Origin of the sequence: Helicobacter pylori (genome assembly GCF_014497725.1) — a bacterium.
GTDB lineage: Bacteria > Campylobacterota > Campylobacteria > Campylobacterales > Helicobacteraceae > Helicobacter > Helicobacter pylori_DE.
Window position 1 is genome coordinate 83,567 of the sequence record NZ_JACTGF010000002.1, and the last position, 19,717, is coordinate 103,283.

Sequence of the window (19,717 nt, forward strand, 5' to 3'; positions counted from 1 at the left end):
AATGGAAATCACGCTTTTTGACCCCATAGACGCCCACTTGCATGTGCGAGAAGACGCGCTTTTAAAAGCGGTATTAAGATATTCTAGCGAGCCTTTTAGCACCGCGGTGATCATGCCAAACCTCAGTAAGCCCTTGATTGACACTCCAACCACCCTTGAATATGAAGAAGAAATTTTAAAAAATTCTTCAAACTTCAAGCCTTTAATGAGTTTGTATTTCAATGATGGTTTGACTTTAGAAGAATTGCAACGCGCTCACGAAAAAGGTATCAGATTTTTAAAACTCTACCCCAAAGGCATGACCACAAACGCGCAAAACGGCACTTCGGATTTGTTGGGTGAAAAAACTTTAGAAATTTTAGAAAACGCCCAAAAATTAGGCTTTATTTTATGTATCCATGCAGAACAAGCCGGGTTTTGTTTGGATAAAGAATTTTTATGCCATAGCGTTTTAGAGACTTTCGCCCTTTCATTCCCTAAACTCAAAATCATTATAGAGCATTTGAGCGATTGGCGCAGTATCGCTTTGATTGAAAAGCATGACAACCTCTATGCGACTTTAACTTTACACCATATCAGCATGACTTTAGATGATTTATTAGGGGGGAGTTTGAACCCGCATTGTTTTTGCAAACCTTTAATCAAAACCAAAAAAGACCAAGAAAGGCTTTTATCCCTTGCTTTAAAAGCCCACCCTAAAATCTCTTTTGGCTCTGATAGCGCTCCGCATTTCATTTCTAAAAAGCATAGCGCTAGCATCCCGGCGGGCATCTTTTCTGCCCCTATTTTATTGCCTGCGTTGTGCGAACTTTTTGAAAAACACAACGCTTTAGAAAACTTGCAAGCCTTTATCAGCGATAACGCTAAAAAAATCTACGCACTAGACAATCTACCCAGTAAAAAAGCGCGTTTGTCTAAAAAACCCTTTATGATCCCTACACACACGCTTTGCTTGAATGAAAAAATCGCTATCTTAAGAGGGGGCGAAACGCTATCTTGGAACCTTCAAGAAATCGCCTAAAACATGCCGCCTTTTTTGTGGGGCTTTTTATCGTTTCATTTTTAATTATAATGAAGCGCCAAACCCCCCCCTATGCTTTCACGCATAATCAAACCCTTGTTACTCAAACCCCCCCCTATTTCACGCAACTCACTATCCCTAAACCAAATGACGCTTTAAGCGTGCATGCAAGCTCTTTAATCAGCTTGCCTAATGATAATCTTTTGAGTGCTTATTTTAGCGGCACTAAAGAAGGGGCAAGGGATGTGAAAATCAGCGCGAATCTTTTTAATAACAAGACTAATCGCTGGAGCGAAGCCTTCATTATTTTAACCAAAGAAGAGCTTTCTCATTATTCGCATGAATACATCAAAAAACTAGGTAACCCCTTGCTTTTTTTGCATGACGATAAAATTTTGTTGTTTGTCATAGGGGTGAGCATGGGCGGGTGGGCCACTTCTAAAATCTATCAATTTGAAAGCGCTTTAGAGCCGATTCATTTTAAATTTGCGCGAAAACTCTCTTTAAGCCCTTTTTTAAACTTAAGCCATTTGATAAAAAATAAGCCTTTAAACACCACTGATGGCGGGTTTATGCTACCGCTCTATCACGAGTTAGCCACCCAATACCCTTTGTTGTTGAAATTTGACCAACAAAATAACCCAAGAGAGCTTTTAAGGCCTAATGCCCTAAACCACCAGCTCCAGCCAAGCCTAACCCCCTTTAAAGACTGCGCCATCATGGCGTTTAGAAACCATTCTTTTAAAGATAGCCTCATGCTAGAAACCTGTAAAACCCCCACCGCTTGGCAAAAACCCATGCTCACGAATTTGAAAAACTTGAATGACGCTTTGAATTTGATCAACTTAAACAAAGAATTGTTTTTGATCCACAACCCTAGCGATTTATCTTTGCGCCGTAAAGAACTCTTGCTTTCTAAATTAGAAAACCCAAACTCTTTTAAAACCTTAAAAATTTTAGATAAAGCGGATGAAGTGAGTTACCCAAGCTATAGTCTTAATCCTCATTTTATAGATATTGTCTATACTTACAACCGCTCTCACATCAAACACATCCGTTTCAATATGGCTTATTTAAATTCCCTTCTCAAGTAATTAGTCATGTTCATATATTCTTCTTACACGCTGAGTTTTGTATGGGTTTTTTTAATTTTCTTTTTTTTTAAAAATAAGGCGTTAAGTTTGAGGTTTTCACTCTCTTTAATAAGCGTGATTTTAAGCAATATCGCTTTGAAAGACTCTCTATCGCTCAATGCATTTTTAAGCAGTTTTACAGCCCCCTTAAGCCCCTTTAGCTGTCTTTTGATCCTTGCTTATGTGCTCTTTTCTTGCCGCCTCCTCAAAAAGCCCCCTTTAGAAACCTTGCAATCTTATAGCGTCATGCTGTTTTTCAATCTGTTGCTTTTGACAGATATTTTAGGGTTTTTGCCTTTTTCAATCTACCATCATTTCATGGCTTCTCTGATTTTTAGCGCGCTTTTTTGCGGCAGTTTGTTTTTGAGCAGCCCCTTACTGGGCGTGATCGCTTTAGTGGCTTTATCCAGTTCGCTTTTGATGCGTTCTAATTTTCAAATCCTAGATTCTTTATTGGATTTCCCCTTGTTTCTTTTTGTCTTTTTTAAGACTTTATATCTTGCTAAAAAAAGGTTGTATTAACGCTTATGAAACCCTTATCTAATGCCCTATTTTCGCTCTTTTTAAAAGGTTTTTATTTCACTTTTTTTATGAGTTTGTTGTTTGTGTTCAGTCGTATCGTCTTTATCCTTTATACTGGCTATTATAAGCACGCTTTAAAAAACCCTATTTTTGATGAAATCATTAAAACCCTATTCAATGGAGCCAGATACGATAATCGTGTGGTTTCAAGCTTAGCGATTCTTTTTATCATCATCGGGTTATTAGGGTTATTGGCCTCCAAACACCAAACCAGAATGCTTAATATTATGGCGTGTTTTTCTATCGCTATTATCCTGTTTTTAAATATTGCGAACATTGTTTATTATGGCATTTATGGGAATGTGTTTGATGAAAATTTATTGGAATTTTTGCATGAAGACACGCTCACGATTTTAAAAATGAGTGGGGAATACCCTATTCTTTCTAGTTTTTCACTCTTTGTAATCCTTAGCGTTTTAATTTCTTTTATCTATTTCAAACTCCAAAACGCCCTTTTTAAACCCAAAAATGTGTATCAAGCCGCCCGCACCAAACCCCTTAAAACTTTCATTTTATTTGCGCTTTTTTCGCTCACGCAAATGTTTTACATCAACGCGCAATTGAGCTTTGTGGGCGCGTCTTTAGATCTCAGTATAGAGCCAGCCAAAGATCCTTTTTTAATGAAAATCACCCCCGGGGCGTTTCGCAACCTTTATCTTTTAGCGCGCAATTACAGACAAAGCCATAACCTTAAATTCAGCGATTTTGCTAAAGGATCGCCTTTAGAAGTGGCGAAAAATTATTTCCATCTTAAAGAAAACCCTTCAAACAATCTCTATGAGTTGCTTTCTCAAACAAGCCACAACCATTCCAATCAAAAAGTTGATCATGTTTTTTATATCGTTTCAGAGTCCTTGAGTTCATGGCATTTTGATAAAAAATTTGATTCCATAGGGCTAACGAGCGCTTTACAAGATTTGGTTAAAAAAGAACATGCCTGCATGCTTTCTGCTTTTATTGAAGGCGCCCCACGAACCGTTAAAAGCCTAGATGTCCAGATCACAGGCTTACCCTATATTAATGATAATAATTTAGTCAATTCAGGGGTGATTCTCCCTAGCTTTCCTATGGCAATCGGCAATATCATGAAGACTTTAGGTTATAAAAACAACTTTTATTATGGAGGCAGCGGGATTTGGAATAAATTAACCAGTTTCACCAAAAAACAAGGTTTTCACGCCCTTTATTTTAACAATCATCTCTTAGAATTTGTTAAAAACAAGCCCTACCCTAAACCCATAGAGAGCAACTGGGGAGTGCATGATAATATTCTATTTGACTATATTTTAGAAAACACCAACCCCCATGAAAAAACTTTCAGCATGGTCATGACTTTAAGCAATCATGCGATCAAAAACGTGAATCTCAAAGCCTTTGGCGTGCCTTTAGAAAAAATCCAACAATTTGTGGAAAAAACCCCCAAATCAGAAAATCTACCGGACGCTAATTCTTTAGGGCATATTTACTGGTATGACAAAGTGGTGGTTGATTTCATCAAAAAAGCCAGCCAAAAATTCCCTAACTCGCTTTTTATCATCACAGGGGATCATTTTGACAGGAGCTATGAATACGCTAAAAACGATTTGTATATCATTAAATCCGTGCCGCTTATTTTATATGCCCCCACTTTAAAGCCTAAAAAAATCAGTCAAGTCGGCTCGCATTTAGACATCGCCCCTACGATTATTGAATTAATCGCTCCTAAAGGTTTTCAATTTGTGAGTTTTGGAAAGCCTTTATTTTCTAACAACACAACAAATCCTCCAAGCCACCCCAATTACGCGCTAGGCTATGAAGCGATCGCTACCAAAGATTACTTTTATAACCCGAGTTTGGGGTTAAGGTATTTGAACGAAAGCCCTAAAGAGCCAAAGGATAAACAAAACGACAAGAAACAAAACGATAAGACAGAAGCTTCTAAATTTTACCAACAATTAGAATCTTTGAAAGCCCTTAGTTATTACTTGCTCTATCATGGGGCTAATCTTAAAGATTGACAAGCTAAAGGGAGTTTTTTAATTCCATTAAACGCATGATTTTTGCTACAATAGTAGGATTTTAATTATATAAAGGATAAATGGGCATGCCAAATAGGGGCGTTGTTTTATTAGACGGGCAAGCGTTAGCTTATGATATAGAAAAAGATTTGAAACATAAAATCCAAATAATCCATACACAAACGCATAAACGCCCCAAACTGGCCGTGATTTTAGTGGGAAAAGATCCTGCGAGTATCACTTATGTCAATATGAAGATCAAAGCATGCGAAAGGGTGGGCATGGATTTTGACTTAAAAACCCTCCAAGAAAATATTACTGAAGCCGAATTGCTGTCCTTGATTAAAGATTACAATACCGATCAAAACATTTCAGGCGTTTTAGTCCAGCTCCCTTTGCCCAGACACATTGATACTAAAATGATTTTAGAAGCCATTAACCCAAACAAAGATGTGGATGGTTTCCACCCCCTTAATATCGGCAAACTCTGCACCCAAAAGGAATCGTTTCTGCCAGCTACCCCTATGGGCGTGATGCGGCTTTTAGAGCATTACCATATTGAGATCAAGGGTAAGGATGTGGCAATTATCGGGGCGAGCAATATTATTGGCAAACCTTTGAGCATGCTCATGCTAAACGCTGGGGCTAGCGTGAGCGTGTGCCATATTTTGACTAAAGACATTAGTTTTTACACCAAAAACGCTGATATTGTCTGCGTGGGCGTGGGTAAGCCTGATTTGATTAAAGCGAGCATGTTAAAAAAAGGGGCTGTAGTGGTGGATATTGGGATCAATCATTTGAATGACGGGCGTATCGTGGGCGATGTGGATTTTATCAACGCGCAAAAAGTTGCCGGTTTTATCACCCCTGTGCCTAAAGGCGTGGGGCCTATGACGATTGTCTCGCTTTTAGAAAACACTCTAATCGCTTTTGAAAAACAACAAAGGAAGGGATTTTAATGAAATTTTTACGCTCTGTTTATGCATTTTGCTCCAGTTGGGTGGGGACGATTATTATCGTGCTGTTGGTTATCTTTTTTATCGCACAAGCCTTTATCATTCCCTCTCGCTCTATGGTTGGCACGCTCTATGAGGGCGATATGCTCTTTGTCAAAAAATTTTCTTACGGCATCCCCATTCCTAAAATCCCATGGATTGAGCTTCCCGTCATGCCTGATTTTAAAAATAACGGGCATTTGATAGAGGGGGATCGCCCTAAACGCGGCGAAGTGGTGGTGTTTATCCCTCCCCATGAAAAAAAGTCTTACTATGTCAAAAGGAATTTTGCCATTGGAGGCGATGAGGTGCTATTCACCAATGAGGGGTTTTATTTGCACCCCTTTGAGAGCGGCAACGATAAAGATTACATTGCTAAACATTACCCTGATGCCATGACTAAAGAATTTATGGGTAAAATTTTTGTCTTAAACCCTTATAAAAATAAGCATCCAGGCATCCATTACCAAAAAGATAATGAAACCTTCCACTTAATGGAGCAGTTAGCCACTCAAGGCGCAGAGGCTAATATCAGCATGCAACTCATTCAAATGGAGGGCGAAAAGGTGTTTTATAAGAAAATCAATCACGATGAATTTTTCATGATCGGCGATAACAGGGACAATTCTAGCGACTCGCGCTTTTGGGGGAGTGTGGCTTATAAAAACATCGTGGGTTCGCCATGGTTTGTTTATTTCAGTTTGAGTTTAAAAAATAGCCTGGAAGTGGATGCAGAAAATAACCCCAAAAAACGCTATCTGGTGCGTTGGGAACGCATGTTTAAAAGCGTTGAAGGCTTAGAAAAAATCATTAAAAAAGAAAAGACAACGCGTTAAGGTTTTTTGTGCAATTTTTTGATTTCTCTTTAGAAAGTTTTATTACCACCTTAATGAAAATCCTAGCCCTTTTGATCGCTATCATAGGGCATGAGATCATGCATGGGTTGAGCGCGTTTTTATTCGGGGATAGGAGCGCGAAAGACGCTAAGCGTTTGAGTTTAAACCCTATCAGGCATTTAGACATGATGGGTTCGGTGCTTTTACCGGCTCTATTACTCATTTTTCAAGCCCCCTTTTTGTTTGGGTGGGCCAAACCTGTGCCTGTGGATATGCGCTACATTGTCTCTCAAAAAGGCTCTCTAGCATGCGTAGTGGTGAGTTTAGCTGGGGTGGCTTATAATTTCACCCTAGCCGTTCTGCTCGCTTTCATCACGCATTGGAGCTTCCAAAAACTGGGGATCAACGCTTTAAGCATTGATGAATTGAATCTTTATCAGCTCGCTTTAGTAACCTTTCTCATTCAAGGCATTCTTTATAACCTTGTCTTAGGCGTTTTCAACAGCCTCCCTATCCCGCCCTTAGACGGCTCCAAAGCGTTAGGCTTTTTAGCGTTGCATTTTAAAAGTTCGTTTTTATTGGAATGGTTTTCTAAAATGGAACGCTACGGCATGTTGGTGGTGTTTGTCTTTTTGTTTATCCCCCCTTTATCGGAGTTTTTTATCCATGCGCCCACAAGATTTTTATTTTCCTTACTCCTTTCTTAATCTTTTATCAAGGAGGGCTGATGAATAAGCCTTTGAATATTGCTCAAGTTTTTATAGGGAGCGATCATGCAGGGTTGCATCTTGCAGAATTTGTTAAACATTTTTTAGAAGACAAGCGTTTTAAGATCCAAGCTTTCTTACCCACTACGAGGGTGGATTACCCTGATTACGCCAAATTAGTGTGCCAAAAGGTCTTAGAAAATCCGCAAAGCTATGGTATTTTAGTGTGCGCTACAGGGATAGGCATGAGCATGAGCGCTAATCGCTTTAAGGGTATTAGAGCCGCCTTGTGCCTTGATGCTTACATGGCCAAAATGACTCGCTTGCACAATAACGCTAATGTCTTGTGCTTGGGCGAAAAGATTAGTGGCATCGGCGTAGTGGAAAGCATTTTGGAAGCGTTTTTCTCTACAGAATTTGAACAAGGCCGTCATGTGTTGCGTATCCAAAAGCTAGATGAATCGCTGAAATCATCAACCTAATGTAGTATAATTACATCGTTTCGCTAAAAGGATATTTTAATAGAATGTTTACCCAATGGTTTATTCTCACTATCGCTGTTGTTTTTATCCTTTATATGGGCGTGCGCACCTTCTTTTTTAAAACCGTGGCTAAACGGCAAGAACGCACCAACGCGTCCATGAAGCTCACCCTACAAGAAGCTGAAATTTTGATCCAAAAACACCAGTTGCAACTCCAAAGAGCTTTGGGTAATATTGATATTCTTACCCAAGAAATGAGCTCGTTAAAAACAGAACTGAAAGCCCTTAAACAACGCAACTCTGAATACAAAGGCGAATCGGATAAATATAAAAATCGTATTAAAGAATTGGAGCAAAAAATAGAAGCTCTCCTTTAAAAACGCTATAATAAATCAAAATTCTACAACCAATCCGTTATATTAGATAGAGGATATTAAAATGAATGAAACGCTCAAAGAAGAACTTTTACAAAGCATCAGAGAAGTGAAAGACTACCCTAAAAAAGGGATTTTATTCAAAGACATTACCACGCTACTCAACTACCCTAAACTTTTTAACAAACTCATTGACGCGCTCAAAAAACGCTATCTCGCTCTCAATATAGACTTTATCGTGGGCATTGAAGCGAGAGGTTTTATTTTAGGCTCTGCTTTAGCTTATGCGCTTGGGGTGGGTTTTGTGCCTGTGAGGAAAAAGGGCAAACTCCCTGCGCACACCCTCTCTCAAAGCTACAGCCTAGAATACGGGAGCGATAGCATAGAAATCCACTCCGACGCTTTTAGGGGAATTAAGGGGGTAAGGGTGGTGTTGGTTGATGATTTATTAGCCACTGGAGGCACAGCTTTAGCGAGCCTTGAGCTTATCAAAGCCCTACAAGCTGAATGCATAGAAGCATGCTTTTTGATAGGGTTAAAAGAATTACCGGGTATCCAACTTTTAGAAGAGCGAGTGAAGACTTTTTGTTTGTTAGAGTGCTAGAATAAGGGTGAATTTTGGAAGAATACATCATTGATTTGTGGAATCAGCATGCAGCAACTTGGGGGTATCTCATTTTATTCGGGTGGAGCATTTTAGAAGGCGAAATTGGGTTGATTTTAGCAGGGATTGCCAGCTATACCGGTCATATGCATTTAGGGTTAGCCATTTTAGTCGCAGGGATTGGGGGCTTTGTGGGGGATCAGATCTATTTTTACATCGGGCGCACCAATAAAGCTTACATCCAAAAAAAGCTAGAAAAACAACGCCGAAAACTCGCCCTAGCCCATTTATTGTTGCAAAAACACGGCTGGTTTATCATTTTTATCCAACGCTACATGTATGGCATGCGCACTATCATTCCCATTAGCATAGGCCTCACGCGTTATAGCGCTTTAAAATTCGCTATCATCAATCTCATTAGTGCGATGGTGTGGGCGAGCATTACCATTATTCTAGCGTGGTGTTTGGGAGAAGAGTTATTGCATGCGTTAGAGTGGCTTAAAAAACACCCTTATGCGCTAATATTACTATTAGTATCTTTCTTGGCGTTGGTTCTATGGTATTTCCAATACTATAGCAAGAAAAACCGCTAGATTTCAATACAATTCTTGAAAGATATGAAATTAAAAAAGGAGACTTTATGTTAAAAATCAAATTAGAAAAAACCACTTTTGAAAACGCAAAAGCTGAATGCAGTTTAGTTTTTATTGTCAATAAGGATTTTGATCATGTTTGGGTCAAAAACAAAAAATTGTTAGAAACCTTTAAATACGAAGGCGAAGGCACGTTTTTAGACCAGGAAAATAAAATCCTGTATGCGGGCGTTAAAGAAGATGATGTGCATTTATTGAGAGAGAGTGCGTGTTTAGCCGTTCGCACCCTTAAAAAACTCGCTTTTAAAAGCGTTAAAGTGGGCGTTTATACTTGCGGCGCGCATTCTAAAGATAACGCGCTTTTAGAAAACTTGAAAGCGTTGTTTTTGGGCTTAAAATTAGGCTTGTATGAATACGACACTTTTAAATCCAACAAAAAAGAAAGCGTTTTAAAAGAAGCCATTGTCGCTTTAGAATTGCACAAACCTTGCGAAAAAACTTGCGCGAATTCTTTAGAAAAGAGCGCTAAAGAAGCTTTAAAATACGCTGAAATCATGACAGAAAGCTTGAATATCGTTAAAGATCTAGTCAATACCCCCCCTATGATTGCTACTCCAGTTTATATGGCTGAAGTGGCGCAAAAAGTGGCTAAAGAAAACCATTTAGAAATCCATGTTCATGATGAAAAATTTTTAGAAGAAAAGAAAATGAACGCCTTTTTAGCGGTCAATAAAGCCTCTCTTGCTATCAATCCTCCTCGCTTGATCCATTTAGTCTATAAGCCCAAAAAAGCGAAGAAAAAAATCGCTTTAGTGGGTAAGGGCTTGACTTATGATTGTGGGGGTTTGAGCTTGAAACCGGCCGATTACATGGTTACCATGAAAGCGGATAAAGGCGGTGGCTCTGCGGTGATTGGGCTTTTAAACGCATTAGCCAAACTAGGCGTGGAAGCTGAAGTGCATGGCATTATTGGGGCTACAGAAAACATGATAGGCCCAGCTGCCTATAAACCAGATGATATTTTAATCTCCAAAGAAGGCAAGAGCATAGAGGTCCGTAATACCGACGCTGAAGGGCGTTTGGTTTTAGCGGATTGTTTGAGCTACGCTCAAGATTTAAGCCCTGATGTGATCGTGGATTTTGCGACCCTTACTGGGGCATGCGTTGTGGGCTTAGGCGAATTCACTTCAGCGATCATGGGGCATAATGAAGAATTGAAAAATCTCTTTGAAACTTCAGGGTTAGAATCCGGCGAATTATTAGCTAAACTCCCCTTTAACCGCCATTTAAAGAAATTGATTGAATCTAAAATCGCTGATGTGTGTAATATTTCTTCTTCGCGCTATGGCGGTGCGATCACGGCGGGCTTGTTTTTAAATGAATTTATTAGAGATGAGTTTAAGGATAAGTGGCTACACATTGACATTGCAGGCCCTGCTTATGTGGAAAAAGAATGGGATGTGAATAGCTTTGGAGCGAGTGGGGCTGGTGTGAGAGCTTGCACAGCTTTTGTGGAAGAGCTTTTGAAAAAGGCTTGAAATGGGCTTGTCTGTAGGCATTGTGGGTTTGCCTAATGTGGGCAAATCCAGCACCTTTAACGCGCTCACTAAAACCCAAAACGCAGAGAGTGCGAACTACCCTTTTTGCACCATTGAACCCAATAAAGCCATTGTGAATGTGCCTGATAGGCGGCTTGATGCGTTGGCTCAAATCGTAAAACCTGAACGCATTTTGCATTCTGTGGTGGAATTTGTGGATATTGCCGGATTGATTAAGGGAGCGAGCAAGGGGGAGGGTTTGGGCAATCAGTTTTTAGCCAATATCAAGGAATGCGAAGTGATCTTGCAAGTGGTGCGCTGTTTTGAAGATGACAATATCGTGCACGTGAACGATAAAATTGACCCCCTAAATGATATAGAAACCATTGAATTGGAGTTGATTTTAGCGGACATTGCCACTTTAGACAAAAGGATCGATCGCTTGCAAAAAGCCCTAAAAGGCTCAAAAGACGCTAAAAATCTTTTAGAATGCGCTTTGAGTTTAAAAACGCATTTAGAAGAATTGAAGCCGGCGAAAACTTTCCCCTTAAACACGAGCGAGGCTTTTTTGGAATTAGACAAGGAATTGCGTTTTTTATCCCATAAAAAAATGATCTATGTCGCTAATGTGGGCGAAGAAGATTTAAATATTCTCAACGAGCATGCCAAAAAAGTCAAAAACCATGCGAAAGGGCAAAATAGCGAGTTTGTCGCCTTGTGCGCTAAATTGGAAGAAGAAATGGTTTCTATGAGTGGAGATGAAGTCAAAGAATTTTTGCAAAGTTTGGGCGTAGAAGAAAGCGGGCTAGAAAAGACCATTCGTTTGAGTTTTAAGGAATTAGGCTTGATCAATTATTTTACCGCTGGAGTCAAGGAAGTGCGATCATGGACGATTAAAAAAGGCTCTAGCGCGCCTGTGGCTGCTGGGGTGATCCATAAGGATTTTGAAAAAGGCTTCATTAGAGCTGAAACCATCAGTTATGACGATTTTATCGCTTATAAGGGCGAAGCCGGGGCAAAAGAAAAGGGAGCGTTACGCATTGAAGGTAAGGACTATATCGTTCAAGATGGCGATGTGTTGCATTTTCGCTTCAATGTCTAGCGTCTTTTCAAGAATTGACACCCAACAAGAAACCTTTTAAAAAAATCTATATAGAATTAAGCGATATTTGCGGGTTGCAATGCAGTTTTTGCCCTAACCATAAAAATATCAGAGGCGTGATGCCTTTAGAATTGTTTGAAAAAATTTGCAAAGAAGCGGCCCCCTTAACCCCAATTATCACCTTTCATGTCTTAGGCGATCCTTGCAAACTCAAAAACTTAAACCACTATCTCAACGCCGCCAAACGCTTTTCTTTAAAAGTGGATTTGGTTACTAGCGGGGCGTATTTGCATAATTTTGAGACGCTTTTACAAGATGCAATCTATCAAATTTCTATTTCTTTAGACGCAGGGCTAGATAATCATAACAAACTCAACCAGCACCGCTATATCCAAAAAATTTTAGAATTTTGCCGCTACAAATGTGAAAAAAAAAGCGAAGTGTTTTTGAATTTACGCATTCAAGATAGCACCCTTGAAAAACACCAGAATTTGATCAAGCCTTTTTTAGAAAGCTTTGAATGCGTTTCTTTAGAGACTCTAAAATCGCAAGGCCGCGCTCGTCTGTTTAAAAAAAGTTTTTTGAATATCCAAAAAACCTTTAAATGGCCGAATTTGAACGCCCAAAATCCTTTAAACCAAGAATCAAAAATCCCCTATTGTTACGGCTTGATCAAGCAAATCGCTATTTTATCTAATGGCGTTGTCGTGCCGTGCTGCATGGACACGCAAGCTCATATCAACCTTGGCGATTTAAACCATACGCCCTTAAAAGATATTTTAAACAGCCAAAAAGCTATGGCTATCAAAACCCATTTTTTAAAGGGCGAAGCGTTAGAACCTTTATGCCAAAACTGCTCCTACCCTTTGATTCGCTATAAAAAATGAAACCACTCCCTTTAGGGATTAGCCCTGCTTATTCCTTGAAAAGGCTGTTATTTTTAGCGCGTTTTGTAATCCTATTAATAGTTCGTTAGTCATTGGTTTCATGGTCGTGGTGGTGTTTAATGCGCTTTGGGCAATAAATAGCGAAGCTTTTTGCTCTTTAATATTCTTATCTTTTACGTTTGGGTTGGTGCGTTAGAATGATCAAAATTTTAAGGGTTAAAAGACAAATGGTTCTCTCGCTTTTGTCGTGGTTAGTGGGTCGCAAGCGACTAACTCCCCTAAAAACCCACTGAATAGCTTGTCAAAAAACAAATGTTTCAAAAGCTCCACCTTAACCATGTATAAGCCCTTTTATGCGTTAGGGTGTTTTAGCGCGCTGAATGGATTTTATGGTAGGATTAGCAAAAGAGTTTAAAGAATTAAGGTCCTTTTCTTTTGTAATAGCTTTGCTGGGTCGGAAAATGCGTGGGCTTCTCTTTGTGTGATTCAAAACACTAATTGATCTTTTTCTGCACTTTTTAGTTATTCAACATTCTTTGCATTAGATTTATATTATAATTTCAAAGCAAGCCCACTCCATTGGCTTAATTTTTAAGCGTTCTTGCCGGCGGAATGAAAGAGTGGATAATGTCCGCATTTTTTACTTTTCATTGTCATTATTTTGCGTGATTGGCATGTGAATGCATGCGTTATTTTTATTCAACATTCGCATGTTTTTTGCTCCTTTTGAATAAAGTAATTTTCATACAATCGCAGTAGCGCGATAAAAAACGCCGTAATGGTAGGCCCTACGATAATCCCCCAAAAACCAAATTGTGAAATCCCAGCAATCATAGAAAAGAAAATCAATATTTCATTGATTTTAAGGGTGGTTTTAAAGATTCTTTTTTTGATGAAGACGATTAAAATTGGCTTAATCACGCTATCAATCAACACACCAATTAGTAAAATGGAATACAAAACGATAAAAATAGCCTCATTCACATGCCCATGATAAAGCTCATAAATCGCTATAGGGATCCAAATCAAAGCCCCCCCAACAGCCGGCACTAAAGACGCCAAGCCGTATAAAATCCCTAAAGACCAGCCATCATGCCCAAACCATATTATCATCGCCCCAAACGCCACGCCCTCTAAAATAACCGTGATGAGAGAAGTTAAAAGCACGATGCGTAAAATCCCAGCCACTTCTTCAAAAATCTTTTTACTTTGATTCATTTCAAGAGGCAAGACCCCTAAAAAATAACGATAAAATTTCTCCCCATAGTAAAAAAAGAAAAACAATAACCCCAAGATAAATAAAGCGTCTGTAACGAGTTTCAAGCTGTATTTTCCCACATAGCTACTTATTTTCAACAAATAGCCCGTGATTGAAGCGGCGCTAAAATTTTCTAAAAACTTGCTCACTCCATCATGAATGGCAGGAAAATGCGATAAATTTTCAGTGATTACCCCTTTAAGCCATTTGATTAGGGCTGAAAATTTTTCAAAATTGATTTCAAAAATAATGTTAGAACTTTTATAAACAATAAAATACAACGGCACGATCAAAACGCTCGCTAAAATTAAAACGCATAAAAACGAACTGACAACATTGAAAAAACGCTTATCTAAAAAAACTTTCACTTGAAAAAACCCCACGCACAAAAGCCCAGCAATCAGCGCATCCATTAAAAAATCTTGATACAAATAGATCATCCAATAAAAACCAATCAAAAAAAGAATCCAAAAGAAATACTGAGCTTTCATGCAATTATCCCCATTAAACTGAACCAAAAATTATCAAATGTTAGCTAAAAAACGCTCTTTTAAGGATAAAAAACCTCTTTTAACTTATAATTAAAATCAAAAAGGCTTGTATTAATGGTGTTTTACAAATATTCAGGGAGCGGGAATGATTTTTTAATCGTTCAAAGCTTCAAAAAAAAAGATTTTTCCAATTTAGCCAAACAGGTGTGCCATAGGCATGAAGGTTTTGGGGCTGATGGGCTTGTAGTCGTCTTACCGAGTAAGGATTATGACTACGAATGGGATTTTTACAATTCAGACGGCTCTAAAGCTGGCATGTGCGGGAATGCGAGCCGTTGCGTGGGGTTATTTGCCTACCAGCATGGTATAGCCCCTAAAGAGCATGTTTTTTTAGCCGGAAAAAGAGAGATTTCTATCCGTATAGAAGAACCCAATATCATAGAGAGCAATCTCGGTAACTACAAAATCCTAGACACCATACCCGCCTTAAAATGCAAAAAATTTTTTACTAATAACAGCGTTTTAGAAAATATCCCTACTTTCTACCTCATAGATACAGGAGTGCCGCATTTAGTGGGATTTGTGGAAAATAAAGAGTGGTTAAATTCCCTTAACACGCTGGAATTAAGGGCTTTAAGGCATGAATTTAACGCTAATATTAACATCGCTTTTATAGAAAATAAAGAGACGATTTTTTTACAAACTTATGAAAGGGGGGTTGAAGATTTCACGCTAGCTTGCGGGACAGGCATGGCAGCGGTTTTTATCGCCGCGCGCATTTTTTATAACACGCCCAAAAAAGCCACTCTCATCCCTAAAAGCAACGAATCTTTAGAGCTTTCTTTAAAAAATGATGGAATTTTTTATAAAGGAATCGTGCGTTATATTGGCATGAGCGTTTTGGGCAGTGTTTTTGAAAATGGGTGTTTTTGATCATTATTTCTTGTAATGGTAATCAAAATGATTTTGTTGTAATTAAACATAATGCGCTATCATTTGCGAGCTGTTTTTAGCAATATAAAAAATATCCTAAAGGAATAAAACCATGCAAGCGTTAAAATCATTGCTTGAAGTGATTACAAAACTCCAGAATCTAGGCGGCTATTTGATGCATATAGCTATTTTCATCATTTTTATTTGGATTGGAGGGCTTAAGTTTGTGCCGTATGAAGCCGAAGGGATCGCTCCTTTTGTGGCTAATTCCCCTTTCTTTTCTTTCATGTATAAATTTGAAAAGCCCGCATACAAGCAACACAAAATGTCTGAATCCCAATCCATGCAAGAAGAAATGCAAGATGACCCTAAAATCGTTGAAAACAAAGAATGGCATAAAGAAAACCGCACTTATTTAGTGGCTGAAGCTTTAGGGATTACGATCATGATCCTAGGTATTTTGGTGCTTTTAGGGCTTTGGATGCCTTTAATGGGCGTGATTGGGGGCTTGCTTGTCGCTGGAATGACGATCACGACTCTATCCTTTTTATTCACAACGCCAGAAGTGTTTGTCAATCAGCATTTCCCATGGCTTTCTGGGGCTGGAAGGTTAGTGGTTAAAGACTTGGCGTTATTTGCTGGAGGCTTGTTTGTAGCCGGATTTGATGCGAAACGCTATTTAGAGGGGAAAGGGTTTTGCTTGATGGATCGCTCATCGGTAGGGATTAAAACTAAATGCTCTAGCGGGTGTTGCTCTTAAAGAGCGAATACCTTAAAGTAGGCTTAAAGCCTACTAGAAGAATCATAATTGATAGAAGAATCTTGGTTAGTGCCTTTTTTGTAAATGATTGTTTTTAAAATGTGGCGTTTGACAAAGGAATTGACGCTTTCTACTTCTTCATCAGCTAATCGTCTTAAAACATCATGCTCTTCTTTGGAGAGATAAAAAGTAACTGAAAAATTGCGTTTCAACTCATCTACAGCGACACGCTTACGACCGGGTTTTATATTTTTATTTCCTAATTCCATTAAAATTTCCTTTTTTAGTTAGTATGTTGTAACATCATAGTGGTTATTCTAACATGAAATAAACGCCATTTTATATTAAATCTAAAGAAAAATATTTTTAGATGTGCTAGAATACCCATTTGTTACAAGATAAGCTTTTTTATCAAAAAAATGATGACATAGGGGTAACAAGTGGCAATAAACACCTTTTTAAAACATTCTTTTCTGGCTTGTTTGTTAGCGGTTAATTCTTACGCTTTTGACTGGAATATTTTTAAATACAATCTGGGTTTCAATATGTTCATCATGGACCATGAAGGCTCAACGCCTTATTGGGTCAATACTAACACCAATCTTAAAACCCGTTTGACTCCAAATTTTGGGATCCAATTTTATACAAGAGGTGTGGAGCAAAGCTTGACTGTGGGGGCGTATTTCTTTCAAAACTTCCATAATTACAGCACTAATTTTCCCTATCGTTGGGGGCCTACGATGTATTATAAGGCTAAGGGAAAGCATTTTACTTTTTATGGGGGGATTTTTCCTAGAAAAAACCTCTTAGGGAGGTATGGTTTGAATATTTTTGCCCCCTATTATTGGTTTATAGACCCCAACGCTAGAGGGTTTTTATTGCAGTTTCAAAACCATTATTCGCCTTCAAAACCCTATTATGGGCATGCGGAATTCATGCTAGATTGGTTTGGAGGCAATTGTTACAACACTTGTAAATTCGGGAGGAACCCTTATGGGAATGCGATGGATAGGTTTCAAATGAACGGCTCTGTCGCTTATAATTTCTTTAAGGATTTATTGGGTATTGGAGGGTATTTTGTCTTGTTCCACAACGAAGACAAATACCTTTTGAATGGGGCTGATGGCATGCAGTTTAATGAAAAAAAAGCGATTGATAGCAATAATATTTATCTTATGGATCGCCTCTACTTTAACGCTTACATAGGAACAAGCCTTTTAGACATCGCCCCCTTTATGGAAAAACTCAACGCTAGTTTTGGCATGGTTTCTGAATCAAGCCGATTAAGGCAAATCCACAAAAATGTGCCTTTTATGAACAGCGTGGGCGGGCAATTGGATGTGGAGATCCAATACAAAGGCTTTGGCATCCACAATTTATTTTTCTTCGCCAAGACCCCAGAGATGCCTTTTTATAACCAATACCAATATGTTGAAATGTATTGCACGCCTTCGTATTGCCCCACGCCTATTTATCGTGGCGTGCCATTCTTTCAAGCCAACATGTATAATCGTTTTGATTTTTATTACAACTGGAAAAACGACTTCGCATCGGTCCGCATCAATTTCGTGCTTAATGCGATGCGTGGGGGCTTTGATAGGAGCTTACCTTGGTCAGAATCTTACCAAGTGTATATGACGGTTGCCTTTGATCCTTATAACCTTATTAACAAAATTGCTAGAAAAAAGTGAAAATTCTTGACAACCAGTTAATTCGTCTTATATAATGCTGTTTCATTTGTAGCCATTGTTAAGCAATGATTTTAAGCTATGGAAAAGAGGTGATAGCAGTATGCCAGGGATTAAGGTTAGAGAAGGCGATGCGTTTGATGAAGCTTACAGGAGATTCAAAAAGCAAACCGATCGTAATTTGGTGGTAACAGAATGCCGCGCTAGAAGGTTCTTTGAGTCTAAGACTGAAAAACGCAAAAAACAAAAAATCAGCGCTAAAAAGAAAGTTTTAAAGCGTCTTTACATGTTAAGGCGTTACGAATCAAGACTATAAGAACTTGAACAAATTTAAAATTTAAGGATTATTGAATAATGCAATTCACAGGGAAAAATGTTCTCATTACGGGGGCTTCTAAAGGCATTGGGGCCGAAATCGCTAAAACTCTCGCTTCTATGGGGCTGAAAGTTTGGATCAATTACCGCAGTAATGCTGAAGTGGCTGACGCTTTGAAAAATGAGCTTGAAGAAAAAGGCTATAAAGCGGCCGTTATTAAATTTGATGCGACTTCTGAAAGCGATTTTGTTGAAGCGATACAAACCATTGTTCAAAGCGATGGAGGTTTGTCTTATTTGGTGAATAACGCTGGTGTGGTGCGCGATAAATTAGCGATCAAAATGAAAACAGAAGACTTTCACCATGTCATTGAAAATAATCTCACTTCAGCCTTTATAGGTTGCCGAGAGGCTTTAAAAGTGATGAGTAAGAGTCGTTTTGGGAGCGTGGTCAATATCGCTTCTATCATTGGTGAAAGAGGCAATATGGGGCAGACAAACTATTCAGCGAGTAAGGGGGGGATGATTGCGATGAGCAAGTCCTTTGCTTATGAGGGAGCTTTAAGGAATATTCGTTTCAACTCTGTAACGCCAGGCTTTATAGAAACCGACATGAACGCTAATTTGAAAGACGAACTCAAAGCGGATTATGTTAAAAACATTCCTTTAAACAGACTAGGGTCTGCTAAGGAAGTGGCAGAAGCGGTAGCGTTTCTTTTGAGCGATCACTCTAGTTACATCACTGGGGAGACTCTCAAAGTCAATGGCGGGCTTTATATGTAGTCCTAAACATTCTTTTAGCGATAAAAGTTTGTAAGTAGCAAAAATCATGCTAACATTATGAGGTTATTCTAAAACAAAGAGGTTATTATCAAATGGGGATTATTTACTTAATATTGTTTCTCATTGTAATTTATTTGTTGTATAGGATTTTAGATGTTTTGGAGCAAAAATAAACGCTCCAATGAATGGTTGATTTAATTTTTACAAAACAAGGGAGTTTTAATCATGGCTTTATTTGAAGATATTCAAGCAGTTATTGCTGAGCAGTTGAATGTGGATACGGCGCAAGTTACGCCAGAGGCGGAATTTGTGAAGGATTTGGGTGCGGACTCTTTAGATGTCGTGGAATTAATCATGGCGTTAGAAGAAAAGTTTAACATTGAGATTCCTGATGAGCAAGCGGAAAAAATCGTCAATGTGGGCGATGTAGTGAAGTATATTGAGGACAATAAACTAGCTTAATCTTTTTAACTTGGAGCGTTTGTCTCCAGGTTTTAGTCAAAAATTTAGCTTTAGCTAAAATCTAGTTTTATCCCAACAGCACGAAAAACTCCATCCTTTAGGTCAGAGATATAAGTGCATAGCTGTTAGGCTATATTCAAGCTAAAAGAGGTTAAAATACCGCTAGTCTTTTTGGG

The 19,717-nt window shown here is 38.7% G+C and carries 23 protein-coding genes; 20 read left to right on the top strand and 3 right to left on the bottom strand.

Translation table 11 applies throughout. The annotated features are described in order from the left end of the window. Position 1 precedes the first annotated feature (1 nt). From pyrC to H7N69_RS02385, 14 genes are all read left to right on the top strand, one after another. The gene (gene pyrC, locus H7N69_RS02320; protein WP_187884683.1) at positions 2-1,021 is read left to right on the top strand and encodes a dihydroorotase; all 1,020 of its coding nucleotides are present in this window, start codon (positions 2-4) and stop codon (positions 1,019-1,021) included. After that, on the top strand, positions 997-2,115 hold the full coding sequence (locus H7N69_RS02325) for a 3-deoxy-d-manno-octulosonic acid hydrolase subunit 2 (protein WP_187884684.1): 1,119 nt from the start codon (positions 997-999) through the stop codon (positions 2,113-2,115). Before pyrC ends, H7N69_RS02325 begins: the two co-directional genes overlap by 25 nt. 6 nt (positions 2,116-2,121) lie before the next feature. Continuing rightward, on the top strand, positions 2,122-2,676 hold the full coding sequence (locus tag H7N69_RS02330) for a 3-deoxy-d-manno-octulosonic acid hydrolase subunit 1 (RefSeq protein WP_165525328.1): 555 nt from the start codon (positions 2,122-2,124) through the stop codon (positions 2,674-2,676). A 5-nt stretch (positions 2,677-2,681) separates the two neighbouring features. Then, positions 2,682-4,733, top strand: a complete 2,052-nt coding sequence (locus H7N69_RS02335; RefSeq protein ID WP_187884685.1) for an LTA synthase family protein — start codon at positions 2,682-2,684, stop codon at positions 4,731-4,733. A gap of 86 nt (positions 4,734-4,819) precedes the next feature. Continuing rightward, entirely contained in the window at positions 4,820-5,692 is an 873-nt protein-coding gene (gene folD / locus H7N69_RS02340) for a bifunctional methylenetetrahydrofolate dehydrogenase/methenyltetrahydrofolate cyclohydrolase FolD (RefSeq protein ID WP_187884686.1), read from the top strand. Continuing rightward, positions 5,692-6,564: a signal peptidase I gene (gene lepB, locus H7N69_RS02345; protein WP_000670642.1), complete on the top strand. Its 873-nt coding sequence runs from the start codon at positions 5,692-5,694 to the stop codon at positions 6,562-6,564. Before folD ends, lepB begins: the two co-directional genes overlap by 1 nt. Positions 6,565-6,572: 8 nt before the next feature. Continuing rightward, entirely contained in the window at positions 6,573-7,271 is a 699-nt protein-coding gene (locus H7N69_RS02350; protein ID WP_187884687.1) for a site-2 protease family protein, read from the top strand. A gap of 20 nt (positions 7,272-7,291) precedes the next feature. Then, a complete protein-coding gene (gene rpiB, locus H7N69_RS02355) occupies positions 7,292-7,753 on the top strand; it encodes a ribose 5-phosphate isomerase B (protein WP_187884688.1) in 462 nt (153 codons plus the stop codon). A 44-nt stretch (positions 7,754-7,797) separates the two neighbouring features. Beyond that, positions 7,798-8,130 carry a hypothetical protein gene (locus H7N69_RS02360; protein ID WP_000495097.1) on the top strand — a complete coding sequence of 111 codons (333 nt, stop codon included), beginning with the start codon at positions 7,798-7,800 and terminating at the stop codon, positions 8,128-8,130. 61 nt (positions 8,131-8,191) lie between these two features. Next, positions 8,192-8,731 carry an adenine phosphoribosyltransferase gene (gene apt, locus H7N69_RS02365; RefSeq protein WP_001006113.1) on the top strand — a complete coding sequence of 180 codons (540 nt, stop codon included), beginning with the start codon at positions 8,192-8,194 and terminating at the stop codon, positions 8,729-8,731. A gap of 14 nt (positions 8,732-8,745) precedes the next feature. Next, positions 8,746-9,324 (top strand): DedA family protein, encoded by a 579-nt coding sequence (locus H7N69_RS02370; protein WP_000393397.1) that lies wholly within the window; start codon positions 8,746-8,748, stop codon positions 9,322-9,324. 47 nt (positions 9,325-9,371) lie between these two features. Further along, a complete protein-coding gene (locus H7N69_RS02375) occupies positions 9,372-10,862 on the top strand; it encodes a leucyl aminopeptidase (protein ID WP_187884689.1) in 1,491 nt (496 codons plus the stop codon). A 1-nt stretch (position 10,863) separates the two neighbouring features. Next, a complete protein-coding gene (gene ychF / locus H7N69_RS02380; RefSeq protein WP_187884690.1) occupies positions 10,864-11,964 on the top strand; it encodes a redox-regulated ATPase YchF in 1,101 nt (366 codons plus the stop codon). A 14-nt stretch (positions 11,965-11,978) separates the two neighbouring features. Beyond that, the gene (locus H7N69_RS02385) at positions 11,979-12,851 is read left to right on the top strand and encodes a radical SAM/SPASM domain-containing protein (RefSeq protein WP_187884691.1); all 873 of its coding nucleotides are present in this window, start codon (positions 11,979-11,981) and stop codon (positions 12,849-12,851) included. A gap of 216 nt (positions 12,852-13,067) precedes the next feature. Here the strand turns inward: H7N69_RS02385 and H7N69_RS07855 are convergent, their stop codons facing one another. Both H7N69_RS07855 and H7N69_RS02390 read right to left on the bottom strand, forming a co-directional pair. After that, the gene (locus tag H7N69_RS07855; RefSeq protein WP_231623834.1) at positions 13,068-13,172 is read right to left on the bottom strand and encodes a DUF4241 domain-containing protein; all 105 of its coding nucleotides are present in this window, start codon (positions 13,170-13,172) and stop codon (positions 13,068-13,070) included. A gap of 378 nt (positions 13,173-13,550) precedes the next feature. Then, positions 13,551-14,600, bottom strand: a complete 1,050-nt coding sequence (locus tag H7N69_RS02390; RefSeq protein ID WP_187884815.1) for an AI-2E family transporter — start codon at positions 14,598-14,600, stop codon at positions 13,551-13,553. A gap of 114 nt (positions 14,601-14,714) precedes the next feature. Between H7N69_RS02390 and dapF the strand changes: the two genes are divergently transcribed. Together dapF and H7N69_RS02400 are read left to right on the top strand one after the other, a co-directional pair. After that, complete coding sequence (gene dapF, locus H7N69_RS02395; protein WP_187884692.1) at positions 14,715-15,533, top strand: diaminopimelate epimerase; 819 nt, start codon at positions 14,715-14,717, stop codon at positions 15,531-15,533. 112 nt (positions 15,534-15,645) lie between these two features. Next, positions 15,646-16,293 (top strand): YkgB family protein, encoded by a 648-nt coding sequence (locus H7N69_RS02400; protein ID WP_001148292.1) that lies wholly within the window; start codon positions 15,646-15,648, stop codon positions 16,291-16,293. 23 nt (positions 16,294-16,316) lie between these two features. Here H7N69_RS02400 and H7N69_RS02405 read toward each other — a convergent pair whose 3' ends face one another. Then, a complete protein-coding gene (locus tag H7N69_RS02405; RefSeq protein ID WP_000418876.1) occupies positions 16,317-16,562 on the bottom strand; it encodes a ribbon-helix-helix domain-containing protein in 246 nt (81 codons plus the stop codon). A gap of 171 nt (positions 16,563-16,733) precedes the next feature. Between H7N69_RS02405 and H7N69_RS02410 the strand changes: the two genes are divergently transcribed. From H7N69_RS02410 to acpP, 4 genes are all read left to right on the top strand, one after another. Next, positions 16,734-17,984 carry a hypothetical protein gene (locus H7N69_RS02410; protein WP_187884693.1) on the top strand — a complete coding sequence of 417 codons (1,251 nt, stop codon included), beginning with the start codon at positions 16,734-16,736 and terminating at the stop codon, positions 17,982-17,984. A gap of 100 nt (positions 17,985-18,084) precedes the next feature. Next, positions 18,085-18,297: a 30S ribosomal protein S21 gene (gene rpsU, locus H7N69_RS02415; protein WP_001117778.1), complete on the top strand. Its 213-nt coding sequence runs from the start codon at positions 18,085-18,087 to the stop codon at positions 18,295-18,297. Between the two features lie 38 nt (positions 18,298-18,335). Further along, positions 18,336-19,079, top strand: a complete 744-nt coding sequence (gene fabG / locus H7N69_RS02420; protein WP_053575987.1) for a 3-oxoacyl-ACP reductase FabG — start codon at positions 18,336-18,338, stop codon at positions 19,077-19,079. Positions 19,080-19,304: 225 nt separating this feature from the next. Further along, positions 19,305-19,541: an acyl carrier protein gene (acpP, locus tag H7N69_RS02425; RefSeq protein WP_001163105.1), complete on the top strand. Its 237-nt coding sequence runs from the start codon at positions 19,305-19,307 to the stop codon at positions 19,539-19,541. Positions 19,542-19,717 lie beyond the last annotated feature (176 nt).

Coding starts and splice junctions, on each gene's coding strand:
- pyrC (WP_187884683.1), top strand. CDS start 2: ATGGAAATCACGCTTTTTGACCCCATAGACGCCCACTTGCATGTGCGA.
- H7N69_RS02330 (WP_165525328.1), top strand. CDS start 2,122: ATGTTCATATATTCTTCTTACACGCTGAGTTTTGTATGGGTTTTTTTA.
- H7N69_RS02335 (WP_187884685.1), top strand. CDS start 2,682: ATGAAACCCTTATCTAATGCCCTATTTTCGCTCTTTTTAAAAGGTTTT.
- folD (WP_187884686.1), top strand. CDS start 4,820: ATGCCAAATAGGGGCGTTGTTTTATTAGACGGGCAAGCGTTAGCTTAT.
- lepB (WP_000670642.1), top strand. CDS start 5,692: ATGAAATTTTTACGCTCTGTTTATGCATTTTGCTCCAGTTGGGTGGGG.
- rpiB (WP_187884688.1), top strand. CDS start 7,292: ATGAATAAGCCTTTGAATATTGCTCAAGTTTTTATAGGGAGCGATCAT.
- H7N69_RS02360 (WP_000495097.1), top strand. CDS start 7,798: ATGTTTACCCAATGGTTTATTCTCACTATCGCTGTTGTTTTTATCCTT.
- apt (WP_001006113.1), top strand. CDS start 8,192: ATGAATGAAACGCTCAAAGAAGAACTTTTACAAAGCATCAGAGAAGTG.
- H7N69_RS02375 (WP_187884689.1), top strand. CDS start 9,372: ATGTTAAAAATCAAATTAGAAAAAACCACTTTTGAAAACGCAAAAGCT.
- ychF (WP_187884690.1), top strand. CDS start 10,864: ATGGGCTTGTCTGTAGGCATTGTGGGTTTGCCTAATGTGGGCAAATCC.
- H7N69_RS02390 (WP_187884815.1), bottom strand. CDS start 14,600: ATGAAAGCTCAGTATTTCTTTTGGATTCTTTTTTTGATTGGTTTTTAT.
- dapF (WP_187884692.1), top strand. CDS start 14,715: ATGGTGTTTTACAAATATTCAGGGAGCGGGAATGATTTTTTAATCGTT.
- H7N69_RS02400 (WP_001148292.1), top strand. CDS start 15,646: ATGCAAGCGTTAAAATCATTGCTTGAAGTGATTACAAAACTCCAGAAT.
- H7N69_RS02405 (WP_000418876.1), bottom strand. CDS start 16,562: ATGGAATTAGGAAATAAAAATATAAAACCCGGTCGTAAGCGTGTCGCT.
- rpsU (WP_001117778.1), top strand. CDS start 18,085: ATGCCAGGGATTAAGGTTAGAGAAGGCGATGCGTTTGATGAAGCTTAC.
- fabG (WP_053575987.1), top strand. CDS start 18,336: ATGCAATTCACAGGGAAAAATGTTCTCATTACGGGGGCTTCTAAAGGC.
- acpP (WP_001163105.1), top strand. CDS start 19,305: ATGGCTTTATTTGAAGATATTCAAGCAGTTATTGCTGAGCAGTTGAAT.